Below are 24,618 nucleotides of genomic sequence, written 5' to 3' on the forward strand. Positions count from 1 at the left end.
GTGGGTGTCCGTGTGTGCCCCCGGCGCTGGTCTCCGGATGCCCCGACACACCCGTCCGGGTGCTCCGACGGCGACTGCCGGCGGGCGGTGGAAGACTCGGCAGAGCAGGCGACGGGACCTCTCGAAGGAGGCACCATGCTCACCACCCGCTTCGTCAACGGCGCCCCCAACTGGATCGACGTCGGCACGTCCGACATCGAGGGCGCCGCGTCCTTCTACAGCGGCCTGTTCGGCTGGGAGTTCCGCTCGGCGGGGCCCGACGCCGGCGGCTACGGCTTCTTCCAGCTGGCCGGCCGGACCGTCGCCGGTGGCATGCCCACCGCCCCGGAGCAGGGCCCGCCCGCGTGGACCGTCTTCTTCCAGAGCCCCGACGCCGACGCCACGGCGGAGGCCGCCCAGCGGGCCCGGGGCAGTGTGCCCATGCCGCCGATGGACGTGATGGGGCAGGGCAGGATGGCGGTCCTCGCCGACCAGGCGGGCGTCACCTTCGGCATCTGGGAGCCGCTCCTCCTCAAGGGCATCGAGGCGGCCGGCGAGGCCGGCTCCCTGTGCTGGGTCGAGCTGTACACCCCGGACATCGCCCGTGCCGCCGCCTTCTACCACTCCGTCCTCGGCTGGGAGACCTCGGCGGTGACGTTCCCCGACGGCGTCTACACCTCCGTCCACCCCGCCGGGACCGGCGACGACGGCATGTTCGGCGGGCTGGTCCCACTGGCCGACGACCCCATCGAGGCGGAGACCGGCCGGCCCTGCTGGCTGCCCTACTTCGGGGTGGGCGACACCGACGCCGTCGTCGCCAAGGCCGTCGAGCTCGGCGGCAGGGTACGGATGCCCGCCACCTCGCTGGCCGGTGTCGGCCGGCTGGCCCGTCTGGAGGATCCGTACGGCGCGCGGTTCGCCGTCCTCAAGGGCGATCCGCGCCAGACCTGAACCCCGGCGCGCCGCCGTGCGCCGCCGGGTCCCCGGCGTCATCATCATGCGGTCACGGACGTCCGCGGCAGGGCGAAGAGGACACCACGCCGCCGCGTTGATCCCGCGTTGATCGAACGTTTTTCGCCGCCCGGCACGCTTCCGGCCATGCACACCGACACATACCCGTCGCCCGAACTCTCCTGGCAGGAGGAGGCACTGTGCGCGCAGACCGGGGGAGACTTCTTCTTCCCCGAGCCCGGTAGCTCGGTCCGGGAGGCCAAGCGCATCTGCGGTCTCTGCCCCATCCGCGCCACCTGCCTCGACTACGCCCTGAGCCATGACATGCGGTTCGGCGTCTGGGGCGGTCTGTCGGAGAAGGAACGCCTGGAACTGCGCCGCACAGGACGATAGTTCCCGCCGGTCACCGCCCTCCACGGCCCGGAAAAACGGTACGGCCGAGGTGGGGCGCGCGGTTAGGATCGGTCCGCGGCCGGACGTAGCGCAGAGGCAGACGCACCGCCTTGCCCAGGCGGACACGCCGGTTCGAATCCGGTCGTCCGGGCCGCACGGGGGTCGGTAGCGCAGAGGCAGGCGCACCTCCATGGCATGGAGGGCACGCCGGTTCGAATCCGGCTCGGCCCACGGCACGACACACGGGGGGCGTCTCATGGGCGACGGCATCACCGAAGAAGAGCTGTCCGCCTTCCACCGCACGGTCGGCCGGCTGCGCCGGCTCCCCGCCGACGACCCGGTGCGTCTGCACGCCGAACACGTCGCGGCCTCCTTCACCCGCGACGGCCAGGTCCGACGCCGCAGGGCCCGTAGCGAGGCGGTGTCCGCGGCCGACGCCGAGACGATGGCCGCCACGGCCACCGGCGCCGCGCACCGCCGGGAGGACGCGCCCCTGGTGGTCCCCGGCCGCCCGGGTGTCTTCCAGAAGGCCCGCCGCTGCTACGTCTGCAAGTCGTCCTATCGACAGGTCGACGCCTTCTACCACCGGCTCTGCCCGGGCTGCGCAGTCGACAACCGCGCCCGGCGCGCTCTCTCCACCGACCTGACCGGCCGCCGCGCCCTGCTCACCGGCGGCCGGGTGAAGATCGGCTTCCAGCTGGCCCTCATGATGCTGCGCGACGGTGTGGAGCTGATCGTGACCAGCCGGTTCCCGCACGACACCGTGCGCCGCTTCCGTGCCGAGCCGGACAGCGCGAAGTGGCTCGACCGGCTCCACGTACTCGCCGTCGACCTGCGCGACCCCCGTCAGGTGCTGGGGCTGTGCGAGGAACTGCGCCGCGACGGCGCGCCGTTGGACATCCTCGTCAACAACGCGGCGCAAACCGTACGGCGGCCACCGGAGTCCTACGCGCTGCTCGCCTCCGGGGAGCGGGACGCCCTGCCCGAGGGCGCGCGGCAGGCACCGGGCTTCACCCCGATGCGGACGCTCGACGGTGGGCGTGCCACGCTCCCGGTGGTCCTGCGGGAGGCCGACGAGGCCGGTCTGCTGCCCGACCCGTCACCGGAGAACTCCTGGTCGGCGCGGCTGGGAGCACTCGACCCCGCCGAGGTCCTGGAGACGCAGCTCGTGAACGCCCTCGCCCCGGCGCTGCTCTGCGACCGGCTGCTGCCCCTGCTGCTCGCCTCCCCGCACCCACGGCGCTATGTGGTCAACGTGACCGCGGTGGAAGGGCGGTTCGCGGTGCGCAACAAGATGCCGGCGCATCCGCACACCAACATGGCCAAGGCCGCGCTCAACATGCTCACCCGCACCAGCGCGGCCGAACTCGCTGAGCAGGGCGTGTACATGTGCGCCGTGGACACCGGCTGGATCACCGACGAGAACCCGGCGCCGAAGAAGTCCCGCATGGCGCGGGCCGGTTTCCGTACCCCGCTCGACGTGGTCGACGGGGCGGCGCGGGTGTACGACCCCATCGTGCGCGGGGAGGCCGGGGACCCGGTGGCCGGCGTGTTCCTGAAGGACTACCAGGAGGCGGAGTGGTGACCGGGAACCCGCCCGGCCCGCCGGAGGCCTCATTCGCCGGCGTGCCCCGTGTCGTCCCGCGTCCGCTCGCCGAACTCGACCCGCTGCTCGAGTGGTTGCGCACGGGACGCCCGGCGACAAAGCGGCTGGACTTCCCGGCCGGTACGGCTCTTCCCGACGGCCGGCTCGATCTGTGCAAACAGGGGGTGGGCGCGCGCGGCGCCGCCCTGGTGGCCGAGGCACTCGCCCGGCTGCGGGCCGGCGACGGTCCCGGAACCCCGCCCCCGGTACGGCATCTGCTGCTCGGCACCGACGGACTCGGCGACGAGGGAGCCGCCGCCGTGGCCGGCCGGGGCACCGGCGTCGAGACGCTCTACCTCGCCTGCAACGGCATCACCGCGGGCGGTGCCTGCCGCGTCGCGGACCGGTTGCGCGCCTCGCCCTCCGTGGTCACCGGTGTCTGGCTCAAACGCAACCCGCTCGGCAGCCGAGGCGGACACACGGCCGCCGAACTCATCGAGTCCGTGAGGACGTTGCGCACCCTCGACCTCGTGCAGACCGGTCTCGACGCGGCCGGTGCGGTTCACCTCGCCGACGCGCTGACCGCCGCCGCGCACGACGGGCGGCCGGTCGAGCGGCTCTTCGCCGGGGGAAATCCGCTGGGGGAGCCCGGCGCGGAAGCCCTGGCCGCCGTGGTCGCGGCGGGCGCGGTCGGGGAGCTGTACGTATCGGCCGCCGGGTTGGGTGACGCGGGCGCCCGCTTCCTCGCCGCGGCCCTGGAGCGGGCGCCGTACGGAAGGCTCACCCGGCTGTCCGTCGCCGCCAACGGCATCGGGGCGGGCGCCGTGGCACGGCTGGTGACAGCGGCGACCGAGGCCGGGGTGACGCTGCTGGACCTGGGCCGGGTACGGGCGGCGAGCGTGCTCGGCGCGGCCGACAACCACGTCGACCTGGCCGCCGCCGGTGCGATCGGTGAGGCCCTCGCGGCAGGACCGCACCGTCTGTCCCACCTCGTGCTGACCCACACCGGCATGCGCAGCCGGGAGGCGCACCGGCTGCTCGACACCGCCCCCGGGGCGGCGACGGCCACCCGTTTCGTCCTCGGCGCGGGAGTCGCGGCGAGCGTCAAACGCCGACTGCACGCGTGGAGCGCCCACGTTCCGCCGCCCGCGGTCCCGGCCGATGTGGCCGCCGTACGCAGCGTGCACCGGACGGCACCGCCGGCCGGCGGCCGATGACGACTGGTGAGACCCGGCGCCGAGCCTCTACGCTGCGTCCCAAGGGCGGGGTCGTAGCGCAGAGGCCGACGCGCCGGGTCTCCAAAACCGGGACACGCTGGTTCGAATCCAGCCGCCCCGCCCCCTCGGCTCCTCGTCGGCGTTCAGCCGGCGGCGCGGGCCGCCATCCGGGCCTTGCGGGCCGCCAGCTTCTCGTCGAACTTCGACGCCTCCGCGTCCAGGCCGCCCATGAACAGGCCGAGCTCCTCCTGCGCCTTGAGGCCCTCGGGGCCGAGCCCGTCGATCTCCAGCACCTTCAGGAAGCGCAGCACCGGTTGGATCACGTCGTCGTGGTGGATGCGCAGGTTGTAGACCTCGCCGATGGCCATCTGCGCGGCCGCCCGCTCGAAACCGGGGATGCCGTGGCCGGGCATCCGGAAGTTCACGACGACGTCGCGCACCGCCTGCATCGTCAGGTCCGGGGCGAGCTCGAACGCCGACTTGAGCAGGTTGCGGTAGAACACCATGTGCAGGTTCTCGTCGGTCGCGATGCGGGACAGCATGCGGTCGCAGACCGGGTCACCGGACTGGTGGCCGGTGTTGCGGTGCGAGATGCGGGTGGCCAGCTCCTGGAAGGCCACATAGGCGATCGAGTGGAGCATCGAGTGCCGGTTGTCCGACTCGAAGCCCTCGCTCATGTGCGCCATGCGGAACTGCTCCAGCTGGTCCGGGTCCACCGCGCGCGAGGCGAGCAGGTAGTCCCGCATCACGATGCCGTGCCGGCCCTCCTCGGCCGTCCAGCGGTGCACCCAGGTGCCCCAGGCGCCCTCCCTGCCGAACAGGGTGGCGATCTCGTGGTGGTAGCTGGGAAGGTTGTCCTCGGTCAGCAGGTTCACCACCAGGGCGATCCGGCCGACCTCGGTGACCTTCGACTGCTTCTTGTCCCAGGCCTCGCCGTCCTCGAAGAAGCCGGGGAAGTTGCGGGCGTCGCTGAACGGCACGTACTCGTGGGGCATCCAGTCCTTGGCGACCTGCAGGTGCCGGTTGAGCTCCTTCTCGACCACTTCCTCCAGTGCGTACAACAGCCGGGCGTCGGTCCAGACGGAAGGGCTGCCGAGGTGAGGGGAAGTGATCGTCACGGGTGGCTCCAGGGGACGGTGACAGGTGGAGGTGCCGGCGAGCGAGCCGGGAACCTACGGCATCGTAGGCTACGAACCCGTAGGTTACGTAGCCGTAGGTTAAGGGTGTCGTAAAGACCGCTGATCAGCGTAATCTCTCCCGCGTGCCGTCCCCGGCGAGGAACGTCCGGAGTCACAGGTCGCTGAGCCGTACGGGTGAAGAGGACACGGGTCAGGCATACAGCTCCCGCAGGCGCACCGAGAGGCATGTCACACAACCCTCGAGTTTCTCGAACTCGCCGATGTCCACCAGGACCGGCTCGTAACCGAGGTCCGCGAAGAGCTCCGCGGTCTTCGGCGCGCCGGCCGCCATCAGCAGCTTGTCCCCGCCGAGCAGCACCACATGTGCCCCGGACCGCTCCGGCACCGGCAGGAAACGGGCGAACAGCGACGGCGCGTCCATGCTCGGGATGTGCCCGACGACCGTCCCGTCCGGCAGGGCCGTGACCGCCGACTGCAGATGCAGCACCTTGGCGACCGGCACGGCGACCACCCGCGCCCCCAGCGGTTCGAACGCGGCCCGCACCTGCTGCACACCGGCCGCGTTGGTGCGCCCGCCGCGGCCCACGTAGACGGTGTCGCCGATCTTGAGGACGTCGCCGCCGTCCAGCGTGCCCGGCTCCCGGACCCAGTTCACCGAGCAGCCCAACGACGCCACGGCCTCCTCGACCCCGATCGTCTCCGCGCGCCGGGAGGAGGCACCGGGCCGGGCGATCAGCGCCACGTTCCGGTACATCACCACCGTGTCCTCGACGAACACCGAGTCCGGGCAGTCGTCGGCCGGGGCCACCTCGATCGTCTCCCAGCCGTGGGCGCGCAGCGTTTCCGTGTACGCCTCCCACTGCTCCACCGCGCGGTCGACGTCGACGCGTTCCCGTTCGACGTGCGTCACCAGCCCCTCGGCCAGGCGGGGGGCGGGGCGTCGGACGAGGGCCTTCTTGCTGGGCACGAGTGTGACTCCGGATGGGATGGGACATGTGTGCGGCCGTACCGAGGGAGTCCGGGGCCCGTCCCGTTTCCCTCGGACGTCGGCGCAGCCATCATGCAGGGCGAATCCCGACCCGGCCACCCCCGGCGGCGATGGGATGTACCACCGGCAACGGGCCTCAGCGCCCGGCCCGCCGCAGATACACCGCCGTGAAGGACCCCTCGGCCTGGAGCAACTCGGCCGGTGTGCCCTCGAAGACCACCCGTCCGCCGTCCCGTCCGCCGTCCGGACCGAGGTCGATCACCCAGTCGGCGCGGGCGACGACGTCCAGGTTGTGCTCGACGACGACGACGGTGTTTCCCGCGTCCACGAGCCGGTCCAGGAGGGCGACGAGGCCGTCCACGTCCGCCATGTGCAGCCCGGTCGTCGGCTCGTCGAGCACGTACACCACACCCTTGCGGTGCAGCCGGGTGGCGAGTTTGATCCGCTGTCGTTCACCGCCGGAGAGGGTGGACAGCGGCTGACCCAGCGTGAGGTAGGTGAGGCCGACGTCCCGCAGCGCGCGCAGCCTGCGCCGTACGCCGGTGTCCTGGAAGAAGTCCAGCGCCTGCTCGGCCGTCATCCCCAGCACGTCGGCGACGGAGCGGCCGCCGACGGTCAGCCGCAGCACCTCGTCCTTGAAGCGCCGTCCCTCGCAGGTGGGGCACGTCGTCGTCACCGGGTCCATGAAGGCCAGATCGGTGTACATGATCCCGCGGCCCTCGCAGGTCTCGCAGGCGCCGTCGGAGTTGAAGCTGAACAGCCCCGGTTCGGCTCCCGTCTCCCGCGCGAAGACCTTCCGTACGGTGTCCATGATCCCCAGGTACGTCGCCGGGGTGGACCGCGCGGAGATGCCGATCGAGGACTGGTCGACCACCACGGCGTCGCCGTGGGCGGCGGTGAACTCGGCGACCAGCGTGCTCTTGCCCGAACCGGCGACCCCGGTCACCGCGGTGAGCACCCCGGCCGGGAACCGCACGGTGACGTCGCGCAGGTTGTGCCGGTCGGCCCCCTTCACCCACAGCTCGCCCACCGCCTCCCGCACCGTGTCCTTGACCGCCGTACGCCGTCCCAGACACCGCCCCGTGAGCGTGCCCGAGGAGGCCAGCTCGTGCGGTGTCCCCTCGAACACCACCCTGCCGCCCTCGGTGCCCGCCCCCGGACCCATGTCGACGACGTGATCGGCCAGGGCGATGACGTCGGGATCGTGCTCGACCACCAGCACGGTGTTGCCCTTGTCGCGCAGCCGCAGCAGCAGTTCCCCGAGCCGGTGGACGTCGCGTGGATGCAGTCCGACGCTGGGTTCGTCGAAGATGTACGTCATCCCGGTCAGGCTGGACCCGAGGTGCCGCACGGTCTTCAGCCGCTGTCCCTCGCCGCCGGAGAGGGTGGTCGTCTCCCGGTCGAGGCTGAGGTAGCCGAGGCCGATCGTCTCGATCCGCTCCAGGGCGGCGACGGCGGCCCGGGCGATCGGCCGGGCCACCGGGTCGTCGATCTCCCGCAGGACGGCGATGAGGTCGGTGACCTGCATCCGGGCGCAGTCGGCGATGGACCGGCCGCCGATCCGGGACGCCAGCGCCGCCTCGTTGAGCCGGGCGCCCCGGCAGGCCGCGCAGACCCCCTCGGCCAGGAACTCCCGCACCGTGTCCCGGGTCCTCTGGCTCATCCCCGCCAGGTCCCGCTTCAGGTACAGCCGCTCGAAACGGTCGGCGAGTCCCTCGTACTCGGTGGTCCAGGTGCCGCCCGTGCCGCTCACGGTGACCTTGCTGCCGGGGCGTCCGCGCATCAGGAACTCCCGCTCGGCCGCGGTGAACGCCCGCACCGGCTTGTGCGGGTCCAGCTCGTCGCTGTTGGTGTACGCCTGCCCCTGCCAGGTGCCCGCCGCGAACGGAGGGAAGCGGACCGCCCCCTCGGCGAGGGAGCGGTCCGCGTCGAGGATGCGGTCCCAGTCCGGCCGTACCGTCCGGCCCAGCCCGTCGCACTCGGGGCACATGCCCGACGGGTCGTTGAACGAGTACGCCGTCGCCGGCCCGGCGCCGGGTGTGCCGTGCCGGGAGAACAGCACCCGCAGCACCGAGTAGACGTCCGTCATCGTGCCGACCGTCGACCGGGAGTGGCCGCCGATGGGCCGCTGGTCGACGACGATCGCGGGCGTGAGGTCCTCCAGGGCCTCCGCGTGCGGCCGTTCGTACTTGGGCAGCCGGTTGCGGACGAACCAGGTGAACGTCTCGTTGAGCTGGCGCTGCGACTCGACCGCGATCGTGTCGAAGACGACCGACGACTTCCCCGACCCCGAAACGCCGGTGAACACGGTCAGCCGGCCCTTCGGGATGCGGAGTGTGACGTCCTTGAGGTTGTTCTCCCCGGCTCCGGTGATGGTGATGAACTCGCTGGACTGGCTCATACCACCGACGCTAGGCGGGATACCCGACAGCTTCTGGCGTGATTTCCTTCAGTTCTCCCTCCTCCATCAACAGCCATCGGGTGATGCCGATCGACTCCAGGAACGGCAGATCGTGACTGGCCACGATCAGGGCTCCCTCGTACGACTCCAGCGCCGTGGTCAGCTGCCGGACGCTCGCCATGTCGAGGTTGTTGGTCGGCTCGTCCAGCATCAGCAACTGCGGCGCGGGCTCCGCCAGCATCAGCGCCGCCAGCGTCGCCCTGAACCGCTCGCCGCCGGAGAGCGTCGCCGCCCCCTGGTCCGCCCGGGCGCCCCGGAACAGGAAGCGGGCGAGCCGGGCCCGGATCCGGTTGTTGGTGGCGCCCGGCGCGAACCGGGCCACGTTCTCGGCGACGGTCAGCTCCGGGTCGAGGACGTCGAGCCGCTGCGGCAGGAACCGCAGCGGGACATGCGCCGTCGCCTCGCCCGACACCGGCCGCAGCTCCCCGGCGATGGTGCGCAGCAGCGTCGTCTTGCCCGCGCCGTTGCGCCCGATCAGCGCGACCCGCTCCGGGCCCCGCAGATCGAAGCCACCGTCCACCCGGGCGCCGTACGCCAACTCCAGATCCATCAGCGTGAGGACGCCGCGACCCGGCGGTACGGCCGTGTACGGCAGGTCGACGCGGATCTCGTCGTCGTCCCGTACGGCGTCCACCGCGTCGTCGAGGCGTTCCCTGGCCTCGGCGAGCTTCTCCTCGTGCATGATGCGGTGCTTGCCCGCGGACTCCTGCGCCGCGCGCTTGCGCGCCCCCATGATGATCTTCGGCTCGCGTTTCTGGTCCCACATCTTCTGCCCGTACCGCTTGCGGCGGGCCAGTTTGACCTGGGCGTCGGCCAGTTCGCGCTTCTGCTTGCGCAAGTCCGACTCGGCGACCCGCACCATCCGCTCGGCCGCCTCCTGTTCGACGGCCAGGGCCTCCTCGTAGGCCGAGAAGTTGCCGCCGTACCAGGTGACCTCTCCGGACCGCAGATCGGCGATCTGATCCACCAGTTCCAGCAGTTCACGGTCGTGGCTGACCACGATCATCACTCCCGGCCAGCCCTCGACGGCCGCGTACAGCCGTCTGCGGGCATACAGGTCGAGGTTGTTGGTGGGTTCGTCGAGCAGCAGCACGTCCGGGCGCCGGAGCAGCAGCGCGGCCAGCCGCAGCAGCACCGACTCGCCGCCCGACACCTCGCCGACGGTGCGGTCGAGACCGACGTGTCCGAGGCCGAGTTCGCCGAGCGTGGCCAGGGCGCGCTCCTCCACGTCCCAGTCGTCGCCGACGGTCTCGAAGTGCTCCTCGGCCACGTCGCCGGCCTCGATGGCGTGCAGCGCGGCACGCCGTGCGGCGATGCCGAGCACCTCGTCGACCCGCAGTGCGGTGTCGAGCGTGACGTTCTGCGGCAGACAACCCACCTCACCGGCGACGCGGACGGCGCCGTCGGCCGGGGTGAGCTCACCGGCGATGAGCTTCAACAGGGTGGACTTCCCCGACCCGTTGACGCCGACGAGCCCGGTTCGGCCGGGGCCGAAGGCGACGTCGAGGCCCTCGAAGACGGGGGTGCCGTCGGGCCAGGTGAAGGCGAGGGACGTGCAGGTGATGGATGGTGACATGCGGGCCTCCGCGGTTGCTCGGGGCGATCAGGGGCAAACGCGTATCGAGACACCGCGGGACGACGACCGGCAGTCGGGAGGGAAACCGTGGGCATGAGAAAAGCCCTGTTCCGCAGGGACCGCAAGGACGGCTCGAGCGCCGAGGTCGCACGCGACGTACACACCTGACCGGTGTGACGCGGTGTCTCAGAACCTCAGACGAGCAACGTCCTTCTCCCATCGACGGCAACAGAACCGTTGTACACGGTAGGAGTGACGGAATCGGCTGTCAACGCCTTTACCGGGCGCGCCGGACACGCCGGATGCGCCGGATCACGACGTCACTGCCCCGAGGAGGCCCCGTGCCCAACGGCCCGCTCTCACTGCCGGCCCGCCTCTACCTGCTGGCCTGGGACACCGCGCGACGGGAGGTCACCGAACCGGCCCGGCTGCCCGCCCTGGTGCGGGCCGGTGCCCTCGCCGAGCTGGCGCAGCGTGGTCTGCTGATCGACGACGAGGGCATCACCACACCGCTCGACCTGGACTCCCGCAGCGGGGACGCGGTCCTCGACGGACTGCTGGAGCTGGTCAGCGAGTCCTGCCCGCACGGCTGGCGCACCTGGGTGACGCTGAGGGCGCGCCACACCCTCGACGCGGTCCGGGAGCAACTGGTGGCCGAGGGAGTGCTGCGTGCCGAGAAGCGACGGGTCCTCAAGGTGTTCCCGTCCGTCGAGCACGTCCTGGCCGACGCCGCCCGCGTGGACGTCCTGCACCGGGAGGCCCGGCAGATCCTGGACGGGCCCGCACCGGCCGAGAACGTTCCCCGGCCGGCCGCCACCGCCGTCGCCCTCGCGGTCGCGGCGGGCCTGCTGCCGGGCGCGGACGACCGGCAGGCCGAGCACCTCGCCCTGCGCGCCGGAACGCCCGCCCCCGCGCTCGACGGCATCCTGCGCGCCCTGCGCACCACCCTGACCGAGCCCGCGCCGACACCCTCGTAGACGCACGGTTCATGACTTTCGACGGCGCTGAGCTCCGCCTCCGCAGTGGTGGCGAGTACGAGTTCAAGCAGACGGCGTGACCGGGGACCGCTGGCCGAGCCACTGCTCGGCGTCCCAGGCATGGAACCGCTCCACCTCGGTGAACCCCAGCTTTGCCGCGAGGCGCATCGAGCGGACGTTGGCGGTCTGGGTGGCGAGCACCACCGGCTCGCCGGGAAGGACGCCGTCGAACCAGTCGAGGGCCGCCGCGCACGCCTCGGCGGCGTACCCGTATCCCCACGCTCGTGGCAGGAACAGGTAGCCGAGATCGACCTTCCCCGCGGCAGCCGGGCGACGGTGTTCCGTTGCTCTCCTGAGCAGGACCTGGCCGATCATCGCCCCGTCGAAATCAACGACGAAACTCCCGGGCCATCGCTCGGGCACCCCGGGCATCTCGCGCTCAAGCTCGTCAAGCGGACGGGGACCGCCGAGGTAGGTGTGCACTTTTGGTGACGCCAGCAGTTCGACGAACGCCGCACGGTCCCGTGCCTCGGGCTCACGGAGCACGAGCCTTTCGGTCCTGATCGGAGCAGGCGGCCAGGCGACGGGTCCGAGTTCAGTCATGCCGGCCACCCAATCAGCAGGCTCGACAGCGATCAAGACTCGCAGGCCGATGAAGCCCCCGGCCCGGGCCCCACCCTCGCCAACGGGGCCGGGACCTACAGCTACGCCTGCCAGGGACGAGACGCCTCCCGTTGTCGTGAACATCGACTTCGGCAGTGGCGGGCCGCCTTCCGGAGTGCCGCACACCCTGCTGTCGGGGTGCGTGAAGAGAACCAGGCGCGGTCTTCGTCACGGAAGTTGCCGGAGAAGTGTCCTGATGAACGCCCGACCGGCGGGGAGGCCGACGTTCTGGCAAACAGTGCGCGGTGAGATGGCTGAAGCGCCAGACCTCGTCACGGTTGACGAGCGATCCGGGCGTGGCGGTCGAAGTCGGAGGCGGAGCGGGCCCGGCAGGCCCAGAACGGGGACGCGCCGTCCGCCGCGCTCGACGTGAGCGTCGGTCCCGGCATCGGCCGGGCCGCACACGCCCTGATCGGCCGCGCCCCGCCGTAGCTGCTCGGCACGGCGACCCGCGACACCCGGGCCGGCGGCCCGGAGCGCGGCGTGCGCGATGCCCTGTTGGGCGGCGGGCGGCGGGCGTCGGTCGGCCCGGTCAGGCGTCTCGCATCAGCTCGGCGAGTTCGTGGTCCAGACGGAGCTGGAGGTGCTCCAGACCCGTCGGCACCAGTTCGCCGGTGGCCTCCAGGAACCGGCGCACCTCGCCCGAGCGGACATGCACGACGGCGGTGCCCTCGGGGGCGTGGAACTCCAGCACGGTGCGGTCGTAGCCGTACGGCCGCACCCGTACGTCGCCGTGGCCCTCGGGCCCCAGCAGGCCCGCGGCGAGCAGTTCGCGGGCGAAGGTCCAGCAGACCTCGACGCCCTCCAGGGTGGCGGGCGCGGGGAAGGTCATGCGGACGGCGAACGGGTCGTCGCGGTCGTAGTGCAGCGTGGCGGGAATGTTCGGCATCCGCGGCGCGGCGGCGACGAGGCGGGCCTCTACGGGCTGCTCGATGACGGTGGACAACGCCTTGCTCCCTCGTGACGGCTGGACGGGCTTCCGGGGGCGGATCGGGACGGCTACTGGAAGAGACGACGGAATGAGCCAATCCGGCTACCGAAAAGCGAGTGACCTCTGTCACCGCCTTCATGCACCCGAGTGACACGGCTCTCCCCAGGCGTACTTCGGGGCACGTGAACCGCCCGCCGGCCTCCCCGCCCGCCGGGCATGGCCCTCCGGACGGCCACCGACGCGCCGATCCCCGGCGGCGACCCGGCGCGCGGAGTCTTCGCCCTCGCCTTCCGCGATCGCGCCCACGGCCTCGCCGTCGGCGGCGACTTCCGCCCCGGCCCGGGCTCCTCCGACGCGGCCGTGCGCACCGCGGACGGCTTCCGCACACGGCGCCCGGCCACCATGTCGCCGCCCGCCCACCGCTCGGGTGTCGCCTGGCTCCCGCACAGCCGGACCGCCCCCCTCGCGATCGGCCCCACCGGCACCGAGCTGACGACCGACGCGGGCCGCACCTGGCGGACCGTCGACACCGGCTCCTACGACACGGTCGACTGCGCGCCGGACCACGGCTGCTGGGCGGCGCGCGAGAAGGGAGGGCTGCCCGCCTGGAGCACTGACGCATGCGGTGTGCCCTGTTTGCTGCCAACGTGGGTACCCGTTCGCTGTACGCGAGAGGAAGTGAGCGGACATGCCACGCGGTTCCAGCCCCAAACGGGAGCGTCAGTACGAGCACATCAAGGAGAGCGCGGAGAGCCGGGGCGAGAGCACCGGGCGGGCCAAGGAGATCGCCTCCCGGACCGTGAACAAGGAGCGCGCCCGGTCCGGCGAGTCCAAGACGGCCAGCCGCACCTCGACCCAGGACATGTCGTCCGGCAAGCGGGGCGGCCAGCGGTCCGGCAAGGGCTCCCAGGGGCCCACGTACGACCAGCTGTACGAGGAGGCCAAGAAGCGCGGCGTCGAGGGCCGTTCGAACATGAACAAGAGCCAGCTCCAGCGGGCGCTGGGCAAGTGAGCCGTCTGCGCGCGGAGGGTGCCGGGGCACCCTCCGCGCGGAACATGCCTGCCCCGTAGGCTCAGGGACACCATGACGACCGTACGCACACCCGCCGACTGGCCCGTGACCGAGGAAGAGGCCCGCGCGGTCCAGGACGCGCTGCGTACGCGGGTGGTGCTCGACGAACCGGGCCCGCCGCCCGGGACTGGCCACGTCACCGGAGTGGACGTGGCGTACGACGACGAGCGGGACGTGGTCGCCGCGGCGGCCGTCGTCCTGGACGCGGCGAGTCTCGACGTCGTCGCCGAGACCACCGCCGTCGGCCGGATCTCCTTCCCGTACGTGCCCGGACTGCTCGCCTTCCGGGAGATCCCCACCGTCCTCGCCGCGCTCGACGCCCTGCCCTGTCCGCCCGGCCTGGTGGTCTGCGACGGCTACGGCCTCGCCCACCCCCGCCGTTTCGGCCTCGCCAGCCACCTCGGCGTGCTCACCGGCCTGCCGACGATCGGTGTCGCCAAGAACCCCTTCACCTTCACCTACGACGAACCGGACACCTCGCGCGGCAGCACGGCCCCGCTGCTCGCCGGCGACGAGGAAGTCGGCCGCGCCCTGCGCACCAGGGACGCCGTCAAGCCGGTCTTCGTCTCGGTCGGCCACCGAGTGAGCCTGGACAACGCCTGCGCCCACACCCTCGCCCTGGCCCCCGCGTACCGCCTCCCGGAGACCACCCGCAGGGCGGACGCCCTGTGCCGTCGGGCGCTCGGCGAGGCCGGCGCCCTCTAGTCGGCGCTGGTCGGCGCCGGCCCGCGCCGGTCGGCGTTCTCCACACTCCACCGCCCCACCTCGCGGTACCCGGAGTCGTAGATCACCGACCCGTCCCCGGGCACCAGCGCGTAGTGGCGCAGGTTTCCGCCCCAGTACCGCAGGATCCGCCCCAGCTCTCCCGCGGGGTCCTTCGCCAACGCTTCGCCGTCCATGGTGACTTCGAGGAGGAATCGCATGCCTTCAAGTGTTTCATTGAACTTCCCATTGATACTTCCTCGCCCGTCCGCCCCGGCAGTCCGGGACCCAGGGCCGAGGAAGTCTCAAGCGGGGGTCACTCCGGCGCGCAACCCGCCCGCGCGATCTGAGTACCGGTACTGAGTACGCGTACGGATGCCCGTACCGCGCCCGCCCCCGCAGGCTGGTGCGCATGACAACGCACCGCGCACCCAAGCCAGTTGCCCCCGACGGCCGGCCCGTCGAGCGGGCCGTGATCATCGGGCTCACCCTCGCCGTACTGGCGGGGCTGGGCTGGATCGTCGGGATGATCTACACGCTGGTCGAGTGGCCGCTGTAGGGCGGCCCCCGACCGGCTCGGCCGTCAGCGTGTCGCGGCGACGCGGAAGCGCAGCCCCGCCGCGGCGAGGCGTGCGATCAGCGCGTCCCCCATCGCCACCGCCGTCGTGACCTGGCCCGCCGTCGGCGGAAGGTCGTCGAAGGCGAGGCACAGGGCCCCCTCGGCCAGCATCTTCGCCGTCTCGTCGTAGCCGGGGTCGCCGCCCGCCACCTCCGTGTACACCCGCCGCCCGCCGCCCTCGCCGACGAAGCGGACGGTGAACCAGCTCCGGGCGCGCTTCTCGGGGCTCGGCCCGTCACCGGGCCCGATCCGGTCGGAGAGCCGGCGTCGCAGCGAGGGGAGCTGGGCCGCCGCGACCAGAGCGCCCACGGCCGCGACCCCGCCCACCGCCACCGGGAGACGCCGGACGGCCGCGTAGTGCCGGTAACGGAAGTCGGGGCCGTACCGGTCGAGCGCCTTGGCCGAGCGGCGCACGATCTGCGCGTCGAGGGTCGGCAGCGGCAGGGCCCAGGCCCCGGCCTCCGGCGCGTAGCGCGGCGCGCCCGTCGGAGCCGACACCCTGCGGTCCACCAGCCGCGGTTCGTGACGCCGGCGGTCCCGCGCCGCCGCGCGGAGCTGCCGGTGCCGGGCGAACTGGTTCAGCGCCGAGGCGAAGGTCCCGCCCGAGAAGGCCGCGTCGACGGTCACGAAACCGTCCACGGTCAGCGGCACCCCCTCCGGCAGCTGCCGCACGGTGAAGTACGCGCCCAGGTCGTGCGGCACCGAATCGAAGCCACAGGCGTGCACCAGCCGCGCCCCGGTCTCCCGCGCGCGTGCGTCATGACGGACGTACATCAGGTCCACGAACTCGGGTTCACCCGTGAGGTCGACGTAGTCCGCGCCGGAGTCCGCGCAGGCGGCGACGAGTTCCTCGCCGTACTCCACATAGGGGCCCACGGTCGTCGCCACCACCCGCGCGTGCCCGGCGAGGGCGCGCAGCGAGGCCGGGTCGGACACGTCCGCCCGCAGCAGCCCGATGTCCGCGCCGCCGGGCAGCCGCTCCCGCAGCCGCTCCAGCTTCTCCGTGCTGCGGCCGGCGATCGCCCAGCGCAGCCCGGCGGGGCCGTGGGCGGCGAGGTACTCCGCGGTCAGCGTTCCGACGAAACCGGTCGCTCCGAAGAGCACGATGTCGTACGGACGGTCCGCCCTGTTCATCCTGTTCATGACACCCCTTGGTCGTGCAGCCGCGCCGCTGTCGGTGGCCGAGGCTAGCGTGAGGGATGCGGAGCGACGACGACGAGCCCGGAGGAACCCCATGACCGTGTCCAGGAACGCCCTGAGGAAGTGGGAGAAAGTGCGCGTCTACGCCCTCGGTCTGCCCGGAGCCACCGAGGAGCATCCCTGGGGCGAGACCGTCGCCAAGGTCAACAAGAAGGTGTTCGTCTTCCTCGGCGTCGGCGACGGCGGCCATCCGCTGGGGGTGACCGTGAAGCTCAAGGACGAGACGGCCCACGCCCACGCGCTGGCCTGCCCCGGCGCGGCGCCCGCAGGGTACGGCCTGGGCGCGTCCGGCTGGGTCGGCGTCCCCCTGGAGCCCAGGGGTGCCCCGTCCGCCGAGCTGCTGTGCGACTGGGTGGAGGAGAGCTACCGCACGATCGCGCCGAAGCGGCTGGCCGCGGAGCTGGACGCACGCTGAGGCGCGCGGGGACCGGTGTCCGGCCGTACAGTGGCCAAGCGCTTGCTCGCCCGCCTCTTGTGCCGGGTTGAACACGTTCCTAGCATCGCGGGTGTTACATCAGGTGTGTCACAGCCGTTGGGGGCTCGATGACAGAGGCGAAGACGCCGGGACACGGTCCGCTCACCGGTGTGCGCGTGCTCGAACTGGCCGGGATCGGGCCGGGCCCGTTCGCCGCCATGCTCCTGGCCGACCTGGGCGCCGATGTCGTACGCGTGGACCGCCCCGGCGGCCCCGGGCTCGGAATCGACCCCGCCCACGACGTCACCAACCGCAACAAGCGCTCCGTGATCGTCGACCTGAAGGCCCCCGACGGGGCCGCGCGCCTCCTCGACCTCGTGGAGCGCGCCGACGTGCTCATCGAGGGCAACCGCCCCGGAGTCACCGAGCGCCTCGGCGTCGGCCCCGAGGACTGCCACGCCCGCAACCCGCGCCTCGTCTACGGCCGGATGACCGGCTGGGGTCAGACCGGCCCCCTCGCCGACCGCGCGGGACACGACATCGCGTACATCGCCCTCACCGGCACCCTTGGCATGACCGGCGACCCGGACCGGCCCCCGGCCGCCCCGGCCAACCTGCTCGGCGACTACGCGGGCGGCTCCCTGTACCTCGTCGTCGGCGTCCTCGCCGCCCTGCACCACGCGCGCGCGACCGGCGCCGGGCAGGTCGTCGACGCCGCCATCGTGGACGGCACCGCCCACCTCTCCGCGATGATCCACGGCATGCTCGCCGCCGGCGCCTGGCAGGACCGGCGCGGCGCCAACCTCCTCGACGGCGGCTGCCCGTACTACGGCACCTACGAGACCGCCGACGGCCGGCACATGGCGGTCGGCGCGCTGGAGCCGCGGTTCTACGCCGAATTCCTGCGCCTGCTCGGCATCGAGGACCAGGCCGCCGCCCACACCGACGTCACCCGGTGGCCGGAGCTGCGCGAGCAGGTCGCCGCCCGCTTCACGTCCCGCACCCGCGACGAGTGGACGGCCGTCTTCGAGGGCTCCGACGCGTGCGTGGCGCCGGTGCTGTCCCTGCGCGAGGCCCCGCACCACCCGCACCTCGCCGCCCGCTCCACCTTCACCGACCACGGCGGCACCCTCCAGCCCGCACCGGCCCCCCGGTTCTCCGCCACCCCCACCAGCGTCCGCACCGGGCCCGCCCGGCCGGGCGCCGACACCGACGACGTGGCCCGCGACTGGGACGTACCCCGGCTGCTGTCCTCGCCCTCGAACCCTCACCGAAAGGCCCCCTCGTGAGCACCGAAGCGTATGTGTACGACGCGATCCGCACCCCGCGCGGGCGCGGCAAGGCCAACGGCGCCCTGCACGGGACCAAGCCCATCGACCTGGTCGTCGGGCTCATCCACGAGATCCGCGACCGTTTCCCGGACCTGGACCCGGCCGCCGTCGACGACATCGTGCTCGGCGTCGTCGGGCCCGTCGGCGACCAGGGCTCCGACATCGCCCGCATCGCCGCCGTCGCCGCCGGACTGCCCGACACGGTGGCCGGCGTGCAGGAGAACCGCTTCTGTGCCTCCGGCCTCGAGGCTGTCAACATGGCCGCAGCCAAGGTGCGTTCCGGCTGGGAGGACCTGGTCCTCGCGGGCGGCGTCGAGTCGATGTCCCGGGTGCCGATGGCCTCCGACGGCGGCGCCTGGTTCAACGACCCGATGACCAACCTCGCCGTCGACTTCGTGCCCCAGGGCATCGGCGCCGACCTGATCGCCACCATCGAGGGATTCTCCCGGCGGGACGTCGACGAGTACGCCGCCCTCTCCCAGGAGCGCGCGGCCACCGCCTGGAAGGAGAACCGCTTCGGGCGGTCCGTCGTCCCGGTCAGGGACCGCAGCGGCCTCGTCGTCCTCGACCACGACGAGCACCTGCGCCCGGGCACCACCGCCGACTCGCTGGCGGGGCTGAAGCCGTCCTTCGCCGACATCGGCGAGATGGGCGGTTTCGACGCCGTGGCGCTGCAGAAGTACCACTGGGTCGAGAAGATCGACCACGTCCACCACGCGGGCAACTCCTCCGGCATCGTCGACGGCGCCGCACTCGTCGCCATCGGCTCCAAGGAGGTCGGCGAGCGCCACGGTCTCACCCCGCGCGCGCGGATCGTCTCCGCCGCCGTGTCCGGCTCCGAGCCCACCATCATGCTCACCGGCCCCGCCCCCGCCACCCGCAAGGCACTCGCCAAGGCCGGACTGACCATCGACGACATCGACCTCGTCGAGATCAACGAGGCGTTCGCCGCGGTCGTGCTCCGCTTCGTGAGGGACATGGGTCTGTCCCTGGACAAGGTCAACGTCAACGGCGGCGCCATCGCGCTCGGCCACCCGCTCGGCGCCACCGGCGCGATGATCCTCGGCACGCTCGTCGACGAACTGGAACGCCAGGACAAGCGCTACGGCCTCGCCACGCTGTGCGTGGGCGGCGGCATGGGCATCGCCACCATCGTCGAACGCCTCTGAATCCCAGCGACCCGCACGCGACTTCTACGGAGAACCCTCATGACCGAGAGCACCACCATCCGCTGGGAACAGGACGACACCGGCGTCGTCACCCTCGTCCTCGACGACCCCGACCAGTCCGCGAACACGATGAACCAGGCGTTCCGCGACTCCCTCGCCGTGATCACCGACCGCCTGGAGGCGGAGAAGGACAGCATCCGCGGCATCATCCTCACCTCCGCCAAGAAGACCTTCTTCGCGGGCGGCGACCTGCGCGACCTGATCCGCGTCACCCCCGGGACGGCGCAGCGGCTGTTCGACGGCGGCATGGCGATCAAACGCCAGATGCGCCGCATCGAGACCCTCGGCAAGCCGGTCGTCGCCGCGATCAACGGCGCTGCCCTCGGCGGCGGTTACGAACTCGCCCTGGCCTGCCACCACCGGATCGCCCTCGACGCCCCCGGCTCCAGGATCGGCTGTCCCGAGGTCACCCTCGGCCTGCTCCCCGGAGGCGGCGGCGTCGTCCGCACCGTCCGTCTCCTCGGCATCGCCGACGCCCTGCTGAAGGTGCTGCTCCAGGGCACCCAGTACAGCCCCCGGCGCGCCCTGGAGAACGGCCTTGTCGACGAGGTGGCCGACACGCGGGAGGACTTGCTCGCCAAGGCCCGCGCCTTCATCGACGCCCACCCCGAATCCGCCCAGCCCTGGGACAGGCCGGGATACCGCATCCCGGGCGGCACGCCCGCCCACCCCAAGTTCGCGGCCAACCTGCCCGCCTTCCCGGCCACCCTGCGCAAGCAGACCAACGGGGCCCCCTACCCGGCCCCGCGCAACATCCTCGCCGCCGCCGTCGAAGGAGCACAGGTCGACTTCGAGACCGCCCAGGTCATCGAGGCCCGCTACTTCGTCGAGCTGGCCGCCGGCCAGACGTCGAAGAACATGATCCAGGCGTTCTTCTTCGACCTCCAGGCCGTCAACTCCGGTGCCAACCGCCCCAAGGGCATCGGGCAGCGCGAGGTCCGCAAGGTCGCCGTCCTCGGCGCCGGGATGATGGGCGCGGGCATCGCCTACGCGTGCGCCCGCGCGGGGATCGACGTCGTCCTGAAGGACGTCTCCCTGGAGGCGGCCGTCAAGGGCAAGGGCTACTCCGAGAAACTGTGCGCCAAGGCCGTCGCCAGGGGCCGTACCACCCAGGAGAAGGCCGACGCGCTGCTCGCCCGGATCACGCCCACCGCCGAGGCGGCCGATCTCGCCGGCTGCGACGCGGTCATCGAGGCCGTCTTCGAGGACACCTCCCTCAAGCACAAGGTGTTCCAGGAGATCCAGGGTGTCGTCGCCGACGACGCGCTGCTGTGCTCCAACACCTCCACGCTCCCCATCACCGCCCTCGCCGAGGGCGTGGAGCGCCAGGGCGACTTCATCGGCCTGCACTTCTTCTCGCCCGTCGACAAGATGCCGCTGGTCGAGATCATCAAGGGCGAGCGCACCGGGGACGAGGCGCTGGCCCGCGCCTTCGACCTGGTCCGGCAGATCAACAAGACCCCGATCGTCGTCAACGACTCGCGGGGCTTCTTCACCTCCCGGGTCATCGGGCACTTCATCAACGAGGGCGTCGCCATGGTCGGCGAGGGCATCGAACCGGCGTCGGTGGAGCAGGCCGCCGCCCAGGCGGGCTACCCGGCCAAGGTGCTCGCCCTGATGGACGAGCTGACCCTCACCCTGCCGCGCAAGATCCGGGGCGAGTCGAAGCGGGCGGTCGAGGAGGCGGGCGGCACCTGGACCGCGCACCCCGCGGAGGCCGTCATCGACCGCATGGTCGACGAGTTCGGCCGCACCGGCCGCAGCGGCGGCGCCGGCTTCTACGAGTACGGCGAGGACGGCAGGCGCGCGAGGCTGTGGCCGGGACTGCGCGAGCACTTCACGAAGCCCGGTCACGAGATCCCGTTCGCGGACATGCAGGAGCGGATGCTCTTCTCCGAGGCGCTGGACACCGTCCGGCTGCTGGAGGAGGGCGTGCTGACTTCCGTCGCCGACGCCAACATCGGCTCCGTCCTCGGTATCGGCTTCCCCGGCTGGACCGGCGGAGTCCTGCAGTACATCAACGGTTACGAGGGTGGCCTGCCCGGATTCGTGGCCCGCGCCTGTGAGCTCGCCGAGCGCTACGGCGAGCGCTTCACCCCGCCCGCGCTGCTGCTGGCGAAGGCGGAGAAGGGAGAGGTCTTCACGGACGCGCGCTGACGCGCCGCACGGGGTTCACCCCTGGTCGTCGAGCCACTCCCGCAGCTCCTCCTTCAGCGACCGCTGGAAGGTGGTGAGCAGCGCCTGCACCACGAGCGGGTGCATCCGCGCGGACAGGGACCGCACATCCCGCGCGTCCCGCTCCGCGACCGCGTCGCGCAGCAGCCGCGACAGCTCGTGGGCGGCCGCGCGGGAGTGCTCGATGAGCGCGGTACGAGCGGCGAGGATCGTCTCCTGCGACAGCGGTACGTCCAGCAGTTCGACGCCGAGCCGCAGCAGCCCGGCGTCGAGGCCGTAGCGTTCGCCGTCGCGCCGGAGGACGTCCATCGCCACCAGCCGCTCGACCTCCTCGTCGGCGAGCGGCCGGCCCGCCCGGCGGTCCAGCTCCGCACGCGTCACCGTCTCGGTGCTCTCCGGCGCCCAGGAGGCCACCACCGCCCGCTGGATCGCCAGCTCCCGCACACTCAGGTCCGCCGGCAGCTGGCCGAGGTAGCGCTCGATGGCCGCCAGCGTCATGCCCCGGCGCTGCAACTCCTCGATGAGCGCCAGCCGGGCCAGATGCTCCCGCCCGTAGTGACCCACCCGCCGGGGGCCGATCACGGGGGGCGGCAGGAGACCCCTGGTGCCGTAGAAGCGGACCGTGCGCACCGTGACGCCGGCCCGGGCCGCCAGCTCGTCGATCGTGAGCGTCGGCTCCTCGCGCTCCTGCGGCCGCCGGGACCCCTCGGTGTCGGTCGTCATGTGCAGCAGTATCGCTGTACCACCGGTGCTGTTACACCCTCACCGGCCACCCGCGCGGCCATGTGAGATGTTCCGCGGTGTGATCTTTGCCATCGCATACCCTTCCGGCTGTTTGGAAAGGTGCCCCCTTGGTCTGTGCCCTGAACCGAGCGCGCCGGCCTAGGCAATCCGGACACCCGGGCGCGAGCCGCCCGAGCGCACCAGAGAGTGGAACCACCCGTGAGCAAGGACGCCGTGAACACGGCAACGGCCGCAGAACCCACCGCGGCGGCCCCGACGCCCGCGGACGCGGGCGACGCCGGCTACAGCAAGGACCTCAAGGCCCGCCACGTCAACATGATCGCCATCGGCGGCGCGATCGGCACCGGGCTCTTCCTCGGCGCCGGAGGACGGCTGCGAGACGCCGGCCCGGCGCTCGCGCTGGCCTACCTGGTCTGCGGAATCTTCGCCTTCTTCGTCGTCCGCGCCCTCGGCGAGCTGGTCCTGTACCGGCCGTCGTCGGGCTCGTTCGTCTCGTACGCGCGCGAGTTCCTCGGTGAGAAGGGCGCCTACGTCGCCGGGTGGATGTACTTCCTGAACTGGTCGACGACCGGCATCGCCGACATCACGGCGATCGCCCTCTACACGCACTACTGGAGCCTGTTCACCGACATCCCGCAGTGGGTGCTCGCGCTGATCGCCCTCGCGGTGGTCCTCGCGGTGAACCTGATCTCGGTGAAGATCTTCGGCGAGATGGAGTTCTGGTTCGCGATCGTCAAGGTCGCCACCCTCGTCGCCTTCATGGTCGTCGGCATCTTCCTGCTCGCCACCCAGCACGAGGTGGGCGGCGGCACCCCCGGCCTGAACATGATCACCGACAACGGCGGCGTCCTCCCGCACGGTGTGCTGCCCGTCGTCCTCGTGATGCAGGGCGTGATCTTCGCGTACGCCGCGCTGGAACTGGTCGGCGTCGCCGCGGGCGAGACCGCCGAACCGGAGAAGGTCGTCCCCCGCGCGGTGAACTCCATCATGTGGCGCGTCGGCCTCTTCTACGTCGGCTCCGTCGTGCTGCTCGCCCTCCTGCTGCCCGGCTCGATGTACTCGGCGGACGAGAGCCCCTTCGTCACCGTCCTGTCCAAGATCGGTGTCCCGGCGGCCGGCGACGTGATGAACCTCGTCGTCCTCACGGCCGCGATGTCGTCCCTGAACTCCGGTCTGTACTCCACCGGCCGCATCCTGCGGTCCATGGCCATGGCGGGCTCCGCCCCGAAGTTCACCGCCCACATGAACCGCAGCCAGGTGCCCTACGGCGGCATCCTGCTCACCTGCGGCGTGTGCGTACTCGGCGTCGGCCTGAACTTCCTCATGCCGGACCAGGCCTTCGAGATCGTGCTGAACGTCGCCTCCCTCGGCATCATCAGCACCTGGGTGATCATCATGATCTGCCACCTGATCTTCGTCCGCCGCGCCCGCGCCGGCCTGGTCACCCGGCCGTCCTTCCGCCTCCCCGGCAGCCCGGTCACCGAGATCGTCACCATCGTCTTCCTGGTCTCCGTCCTGGGCCTCATGTGGAACGACCCCGAGGTCGGACGGAAGACGCTGCTGCTCGTCCCGGTGATCGCGGCGATGCTGGTCGCGGGCTGGTACGGCGTCCGGCGCCGGGTCGAACGGACCGCCGCCCGCGAGCCGAACCACCTGACCGGACCCGCGAAGTAGCGGGCCGCAGCCACTGTCAGTGGCAGCGGCCACGGTGGCGTCATGCCGGGGATCACATACGTCCGGGGTGACGCCACCGTTCCGTCGGTGAAGGGCGTCAAGATCGTCGCCCACGTCCGCAACGACCTCGGGGGCTGGGGGAAGGGCTTCGTCCTGGCCCTGTCCCGCCGCTGGCCCGAACCGGAAGCCGCCTACCGCGCCTGGCACCCATCCACTCGCGCCACTGACCGCCAGACGAGCGCACTGCGCCTTCTCCTTACTGCTGGGACCAGTGGTTCACCCCACCCGGCCCTCTGGACGCCACCGTGCCGGACCCGTGCCCCGACGACGGGCCAGAAAGGGGGACCGGTCACGAAACTGAGACAGCGTCACCCCTCATGCAATAACGCCCCGGGACAGCGATACCCCGCGGTTCTCTCACGCCCAGGACAGCGGCCCCACACTCCCTCAACCACCACTGACCAGCAGTAACACCCCCAGGCCCGCTGTCACTCACCCACTGTCCCGAAACCGAGAGAGCGCAACCAGCGCGCCCACTCACACCTTGGCCCCAGCGCCCCGAGCACGGATGCGCTCGCCTCCTCGTTACCGGAGCCG

General features: G+C 71.9%; 22 protein-coding genes, 3 tRNA genes and 2 pseudogenes. 18 read left to right on the forward strand and 9 right to left on the reverse strand.

All coding sequences use genetic code 11. The annotated features are described in order from the left end of the window. The first annotated feature begins 135 nt into the window (after nt 1–135). The 7 genes from IE178_RS28255 (at nt 136) to IE178_RS28285 (ending at nt 4,247) form a co-directional block, all read left to right on the forward strand. Nucleotides 136–930, forward strand: a complete 795-nt coding sequence (locus IE178_RS28255; protein WP_193514262.1) for a VOC family protein — start codon at nt 136–138, stop codon at nt 928–930. A gap of 147 nt (nt 931–1,077) precedes the next feature. Next, nucleotides 1,078–1,323: a WhiB family transcriptional regulator gene (locus tag IE178_RS28260; protein WP_184763283.1), complete on the forward strand. Its 246-nt coding sequence runs from the start codon at nt 1,078–1,080 to the stop codon at nt 1,321–1,323. 79 nt (nt 1,324–1,402) lie between these two features. Continuing rightward, a tRNA-Gly gene (locus tag IE178_RS28265) sits at nt 1,403–1,474 on the forward strand. Nucleotides 1,475–1,482: 8 nt separating this feature from the next. Beyond that, nucleotides 1,483–1,554, forward strand: a tRNA-Ala gene (locus IE178_RS28270). A 25-nt stretch (nt 1,555–1,579) separates the two neighbouring features. Continuing rightward, on the forward strand, nt 1,580–2,908 hold the full coding sequence (locus IE178_RS28275; protein WP_193514263.1) for an SDR family NAD(P)-dependent oxidoreductase: 1,329 nt from the start codon (nt 1,580–1,582) through the stop codon (nt 2,906–2,908). Further along, nucleotides 2,905–4,125 (forward strand): leucine-rich repeat domain-containing protein, encoded by a 1,221-nt coding sequence (locus IE178_RS28280; RefSeq protein ID WP_318280286.1) that lies wholly within the window; start codon nt 2,905–2,907, stop codon nt 4,123–4,125. The genes IE178_RS28275 and IE178_RS28280 overlap by 4 nt, the downstream gene beginning before the upstream one ends. Nucleotides 4,126–4,170: 45 nt before the next feature. Further along, nucleotides 4,171–4,247: transfer RNA gene (locus IE178_RS28285), tRNA-Trp, on the forward strand. 21 nt (nt 4,248–4,268) lie between these two features. Here IE178_RS28285 and IE178_RS28290 read toward each other — a convergent pair. From IE178_RS28290 to IE178_RS28305, 4 genes are all read right to left on the reverse strand, one after another. Then, nucleotides 4,269–5,243, reverse strand: coding sequence for an acyl-ACP desaturase (locus IE178_RS28290; protein ID WP_184763214.1), 975 nt, complete (start codon nt 5,241–5,243; stop codon nt 4,269–4,271). A 211-nt stretch (nt 5,244–5,454) separates the two neighbouring features. After that, nucleotides 5,455–6,231 carry a dimethylargininase gene (ddaH, locus tag IE178_RS28295; RefSeq protein WP_193514264.1) on the reverse strand — a complete coding sequence of 259 codons (777 nt, stop codon included), beginning with the start codon at nt 6,229–6,231 and terminating at the stop codon, nt 5,455–5,457. Nucleotides 6,232–6,388: 157 nt separating this feature from the next. Next, complete coding sequence (locus IE178_RS28300; protein WP_193514265.1) at nt 6,389–8,653, reverse strand: ATP-binding cassette domain-containing protein; 2,265 nt, start codon at nt 8,651–8,653, stop codon at nt 6,389–6,391. A 10-nt stretch (nt 8,654–8,663) separates the two neighbouring features. Next, nucleotides 8,664–10,289, reverse strand: coding sequence for an ABC-F family ATP-binding cassette domain-containing protein (locus IE178_RS28305; protein WP_184763217.1), 1,626 nt, complete (start codon nt 10,287–10,289; stop codon nt 8,664–8,666). Nucleotides 10,290–10,630: 341 nt separating this feature from the next. On the opposite strand from IE178_RS28305, the gene IE178_RS28310 reads away from it, so the two are divergent. Continuing rightward, nucleotides 10,631–11,266: a GOLPH3/VPS74 family protein gene (locus IE178_RS28310; protein ID WP_193514266.1), complete on the forward strand. Its 636-nt coding sequence runs from the start codon at nt 10,631–10,633 to the stop codon at nt 11,264–11,266. Between the two features lie 63 nt (nt 11,267–11,329). Here the strand turns inward: IE178_RS28310 and IE178_RS28315 are convergent, their stop codons facing one another. Both IE178_RS28315 and ssgD read right to left on the reverse strand, forming a co-directional pair. Next, nucleotides 11,330–11,869, reverse strand: coding sequence for a GNAT family N-acetyltransferase (locus IE178_RS28315; protein WP_184763284.1), 540 nt, complete (start codon nt 11,867–11,869; stop codon nt 11,330–11,332). A 592-nt stretch (nt 11,870–12,461) separates the two neighbouring features. Continuing rightward, nucleotides 12,462–12,875, reverse strand: a complete 414-nt coding sequence (ssgD, locus tag IE178_RS28320) for a spore wall synthesis regulator SsgD (RefSeq protein WP_184763219.1) — start codon at nt 12,873–12,875, stop codon at nt 12,462–12,464. 213 nt (nt 12,876–13,088) lie between these two features. Here ssgD and IE178_RS36285 point away from each other — a divergent pair. The 3 genes and pseudogenes from IE178_RS36285 to IE178_RS28330 all read left to right on the forward strand — a co-directional run. Beyond that, nucleotides 13,089–13,477 (forward strand): annotated as a pseudogene (locus IE178_RS36285) (oxidoreductase); the annotation flags it as partial. A gap of 71 nt (nt 13,478–13,548) precedes the next feature. Further along, nucleotides 13,549–13,872: a plasmid stabilization protein gene (locus IE178_RS28325; RefSeq protein WP_184763220.1), complete on the forward strand. Its 324-nt coding sequence runs from the start codon at nt 13,549–13,551 to the stop codon at nt 13,870–13,872. Nucleotides 13,873–13,944: 72 nt separating this feature from the next. After that, on the forward strand, nt 13,945–14,637 hold the full coding sequence (locus tag IE178_RS28330; RefSeq protein WP_193514267.1) for an endonuclease V: 693 nt from the start codon (nt 13,945–13,947) through the stop codon (nt 14,635–14,637). Here the strand turns inward: IE178_RS28330 and IE178_RS28335 are convergent. After that, nucleotides 14,634–14,855: a hypothetical protein gene (locus tag IE178_RS28335; RefSeq protein WP_193514268.1), complete on the reverse strand. Its 222-nt coding sequence runs from the start codon at nt 14,853–14,855 to the stop codon at nt 14,634–14,636. The two genes, IE178_RS28330 and IE178_RS28335, sit on opposite strands and share 4 nt — an antisense overlap. 191 nt (nt 14,856–15,046) lie before the next feature. On the opposite strand from IE178_RS28335, the gene mmpA reads away from it, so the two are divergent. After that, a complete protein-coding gene (mmpA, locus tag IE178_RS28340; RefSeq protein WP_193514269.1) occupies nt 15,047–15,193 on the forward strand; it encodes a morphogenic membrane protein MmpA in 147 nt (48 codons plus the stop codon). 24 nt (nt 15,194–15,217) lie between these two features. Here mmpA and IE178_RS28345 read toward each other — a convergent pair whose 3' ends face one another. After that, nucleotides 15,218–16,396, reverse strand: coding sequence for a saccharopine dehydrogenase family protein (locus tag IE178_RS28345; protein ID WP_193514270.1), 1,179 nt, complete (start codon nt 16,394–16,396; stop codon nt 15,218–15,220). A 91-nt stretch (nt 16,397–16,487) separates the two neighbouring features. Between IE178_RS28345 and IE178_RS28350 the strand changes: the two genes are divergently transcribed. The 4 genes from IE178_RS28350 (at nt 16,488) to IE178_RS28365 (ending at nt 21,585) form a co-directional block, all read left to right on the forward strand. Further along, nucleotides 16,488–16,868, forward strand: coding sequence for an MmcQ/YjbR family DNA-binding protein (locus IE178_RS28350; RefSeq protein ID WP_184763227.1), 381 nt, complete (start codon nt 16,488–16,490; stop codon nt 16,866–16,868). A gap of 128 nt (nt 16,869–16,996) precedes the next feature. Next, nucleotides 16,997–18,157, forward strand: coding sequence for a CaiB/BaiF CoA transferase family protein (locus IE178_RS28355; RefSeq protein ID WP_184763228.1), 1,161 nt, complete (start codon nt 16,997–16,999; stop codon nt 18,155–18,157). Next, complete coding sequence (locus IE178_RS28360; RefSeq protein ID WP_193514271.1) at nt 18,154–19,368, forward strand: acetyl-CoA C-acetyltransferase; 1,215 nt, start codon at nt 18,154–18,156, stop codon at nt 19,366–19,368. The genes IE178_RS28355 and IE178_RS28360 overlap by 4 nt, the downstream gene beginning before the upstream one ends. 39 nt (nt 19,369–19,407) lie before the next feature. Then, nucleotides 19,408–21,585 carry a 3-hydroxyacyl-CoA dehydrogenase NAD-binding domain-containing protein gene (locus tag IE178_RS28365; RefSeq protein WP_193514272.1) on the forward strand — a complete coding sequence of 726 codons (2,178 nt, stop codon included), beginning with the start codon at nt 19,408–19,410 and terminating at the stop codon, nt 21,583–21,585. Nucleotides 21,586–21,600: 15 nt separating this feature from the next. Here the strand turns inward: IE178_RS28365 and IE178_RS28370 are convergent, their stop codons facing one another. Further along, nucleotides 21,601–22,326, reverse strand: a complete 726-nt coding sequence (locus IE178_RS28370) for a MerR family transcriptional regulator (RefSeq protein WP_184763231.1) — start codon at nt 22,324–22,326, stop codon at nt 21,601–21,603. Between the two features lie 219 nt (nt 22,327–22,545). Here IE178_RS28370 and IE178_RS28375 point away from each other — a divergent pair, with 219 nt between their 5' ends. Beyond that, nucleotides 22,546–24,021 (forward strand): amino acid permease, encoded by a 1,476-nt coding sequence (locus IE178_RS28375; RefSeq protein ID WP_193514273.1) that lies wholly within the window; start codon nt 22,546–22,548, stop codon nt 24,019–24,021. Between the two features lie 42 nt (nt 24,022–24,063). Next, nucleotides 24,064–24,232, forward strand: a pseudogene (locus IE178_RS36290) (macro domain-containing protein); the annotation flags it as partial. Nucleotides 24,233–24,618 lie beyond the last annotated feature (386 nt).

The organism is Streptomyces griseoloalbus, from assembly GCA_014650015.1.
GTDB lineage: Bacteria > Actinomycetota > Actinomycetes > Streptomycetales > Streptomycetaceae > Streptomyces > Streptomyces griseoloalbus.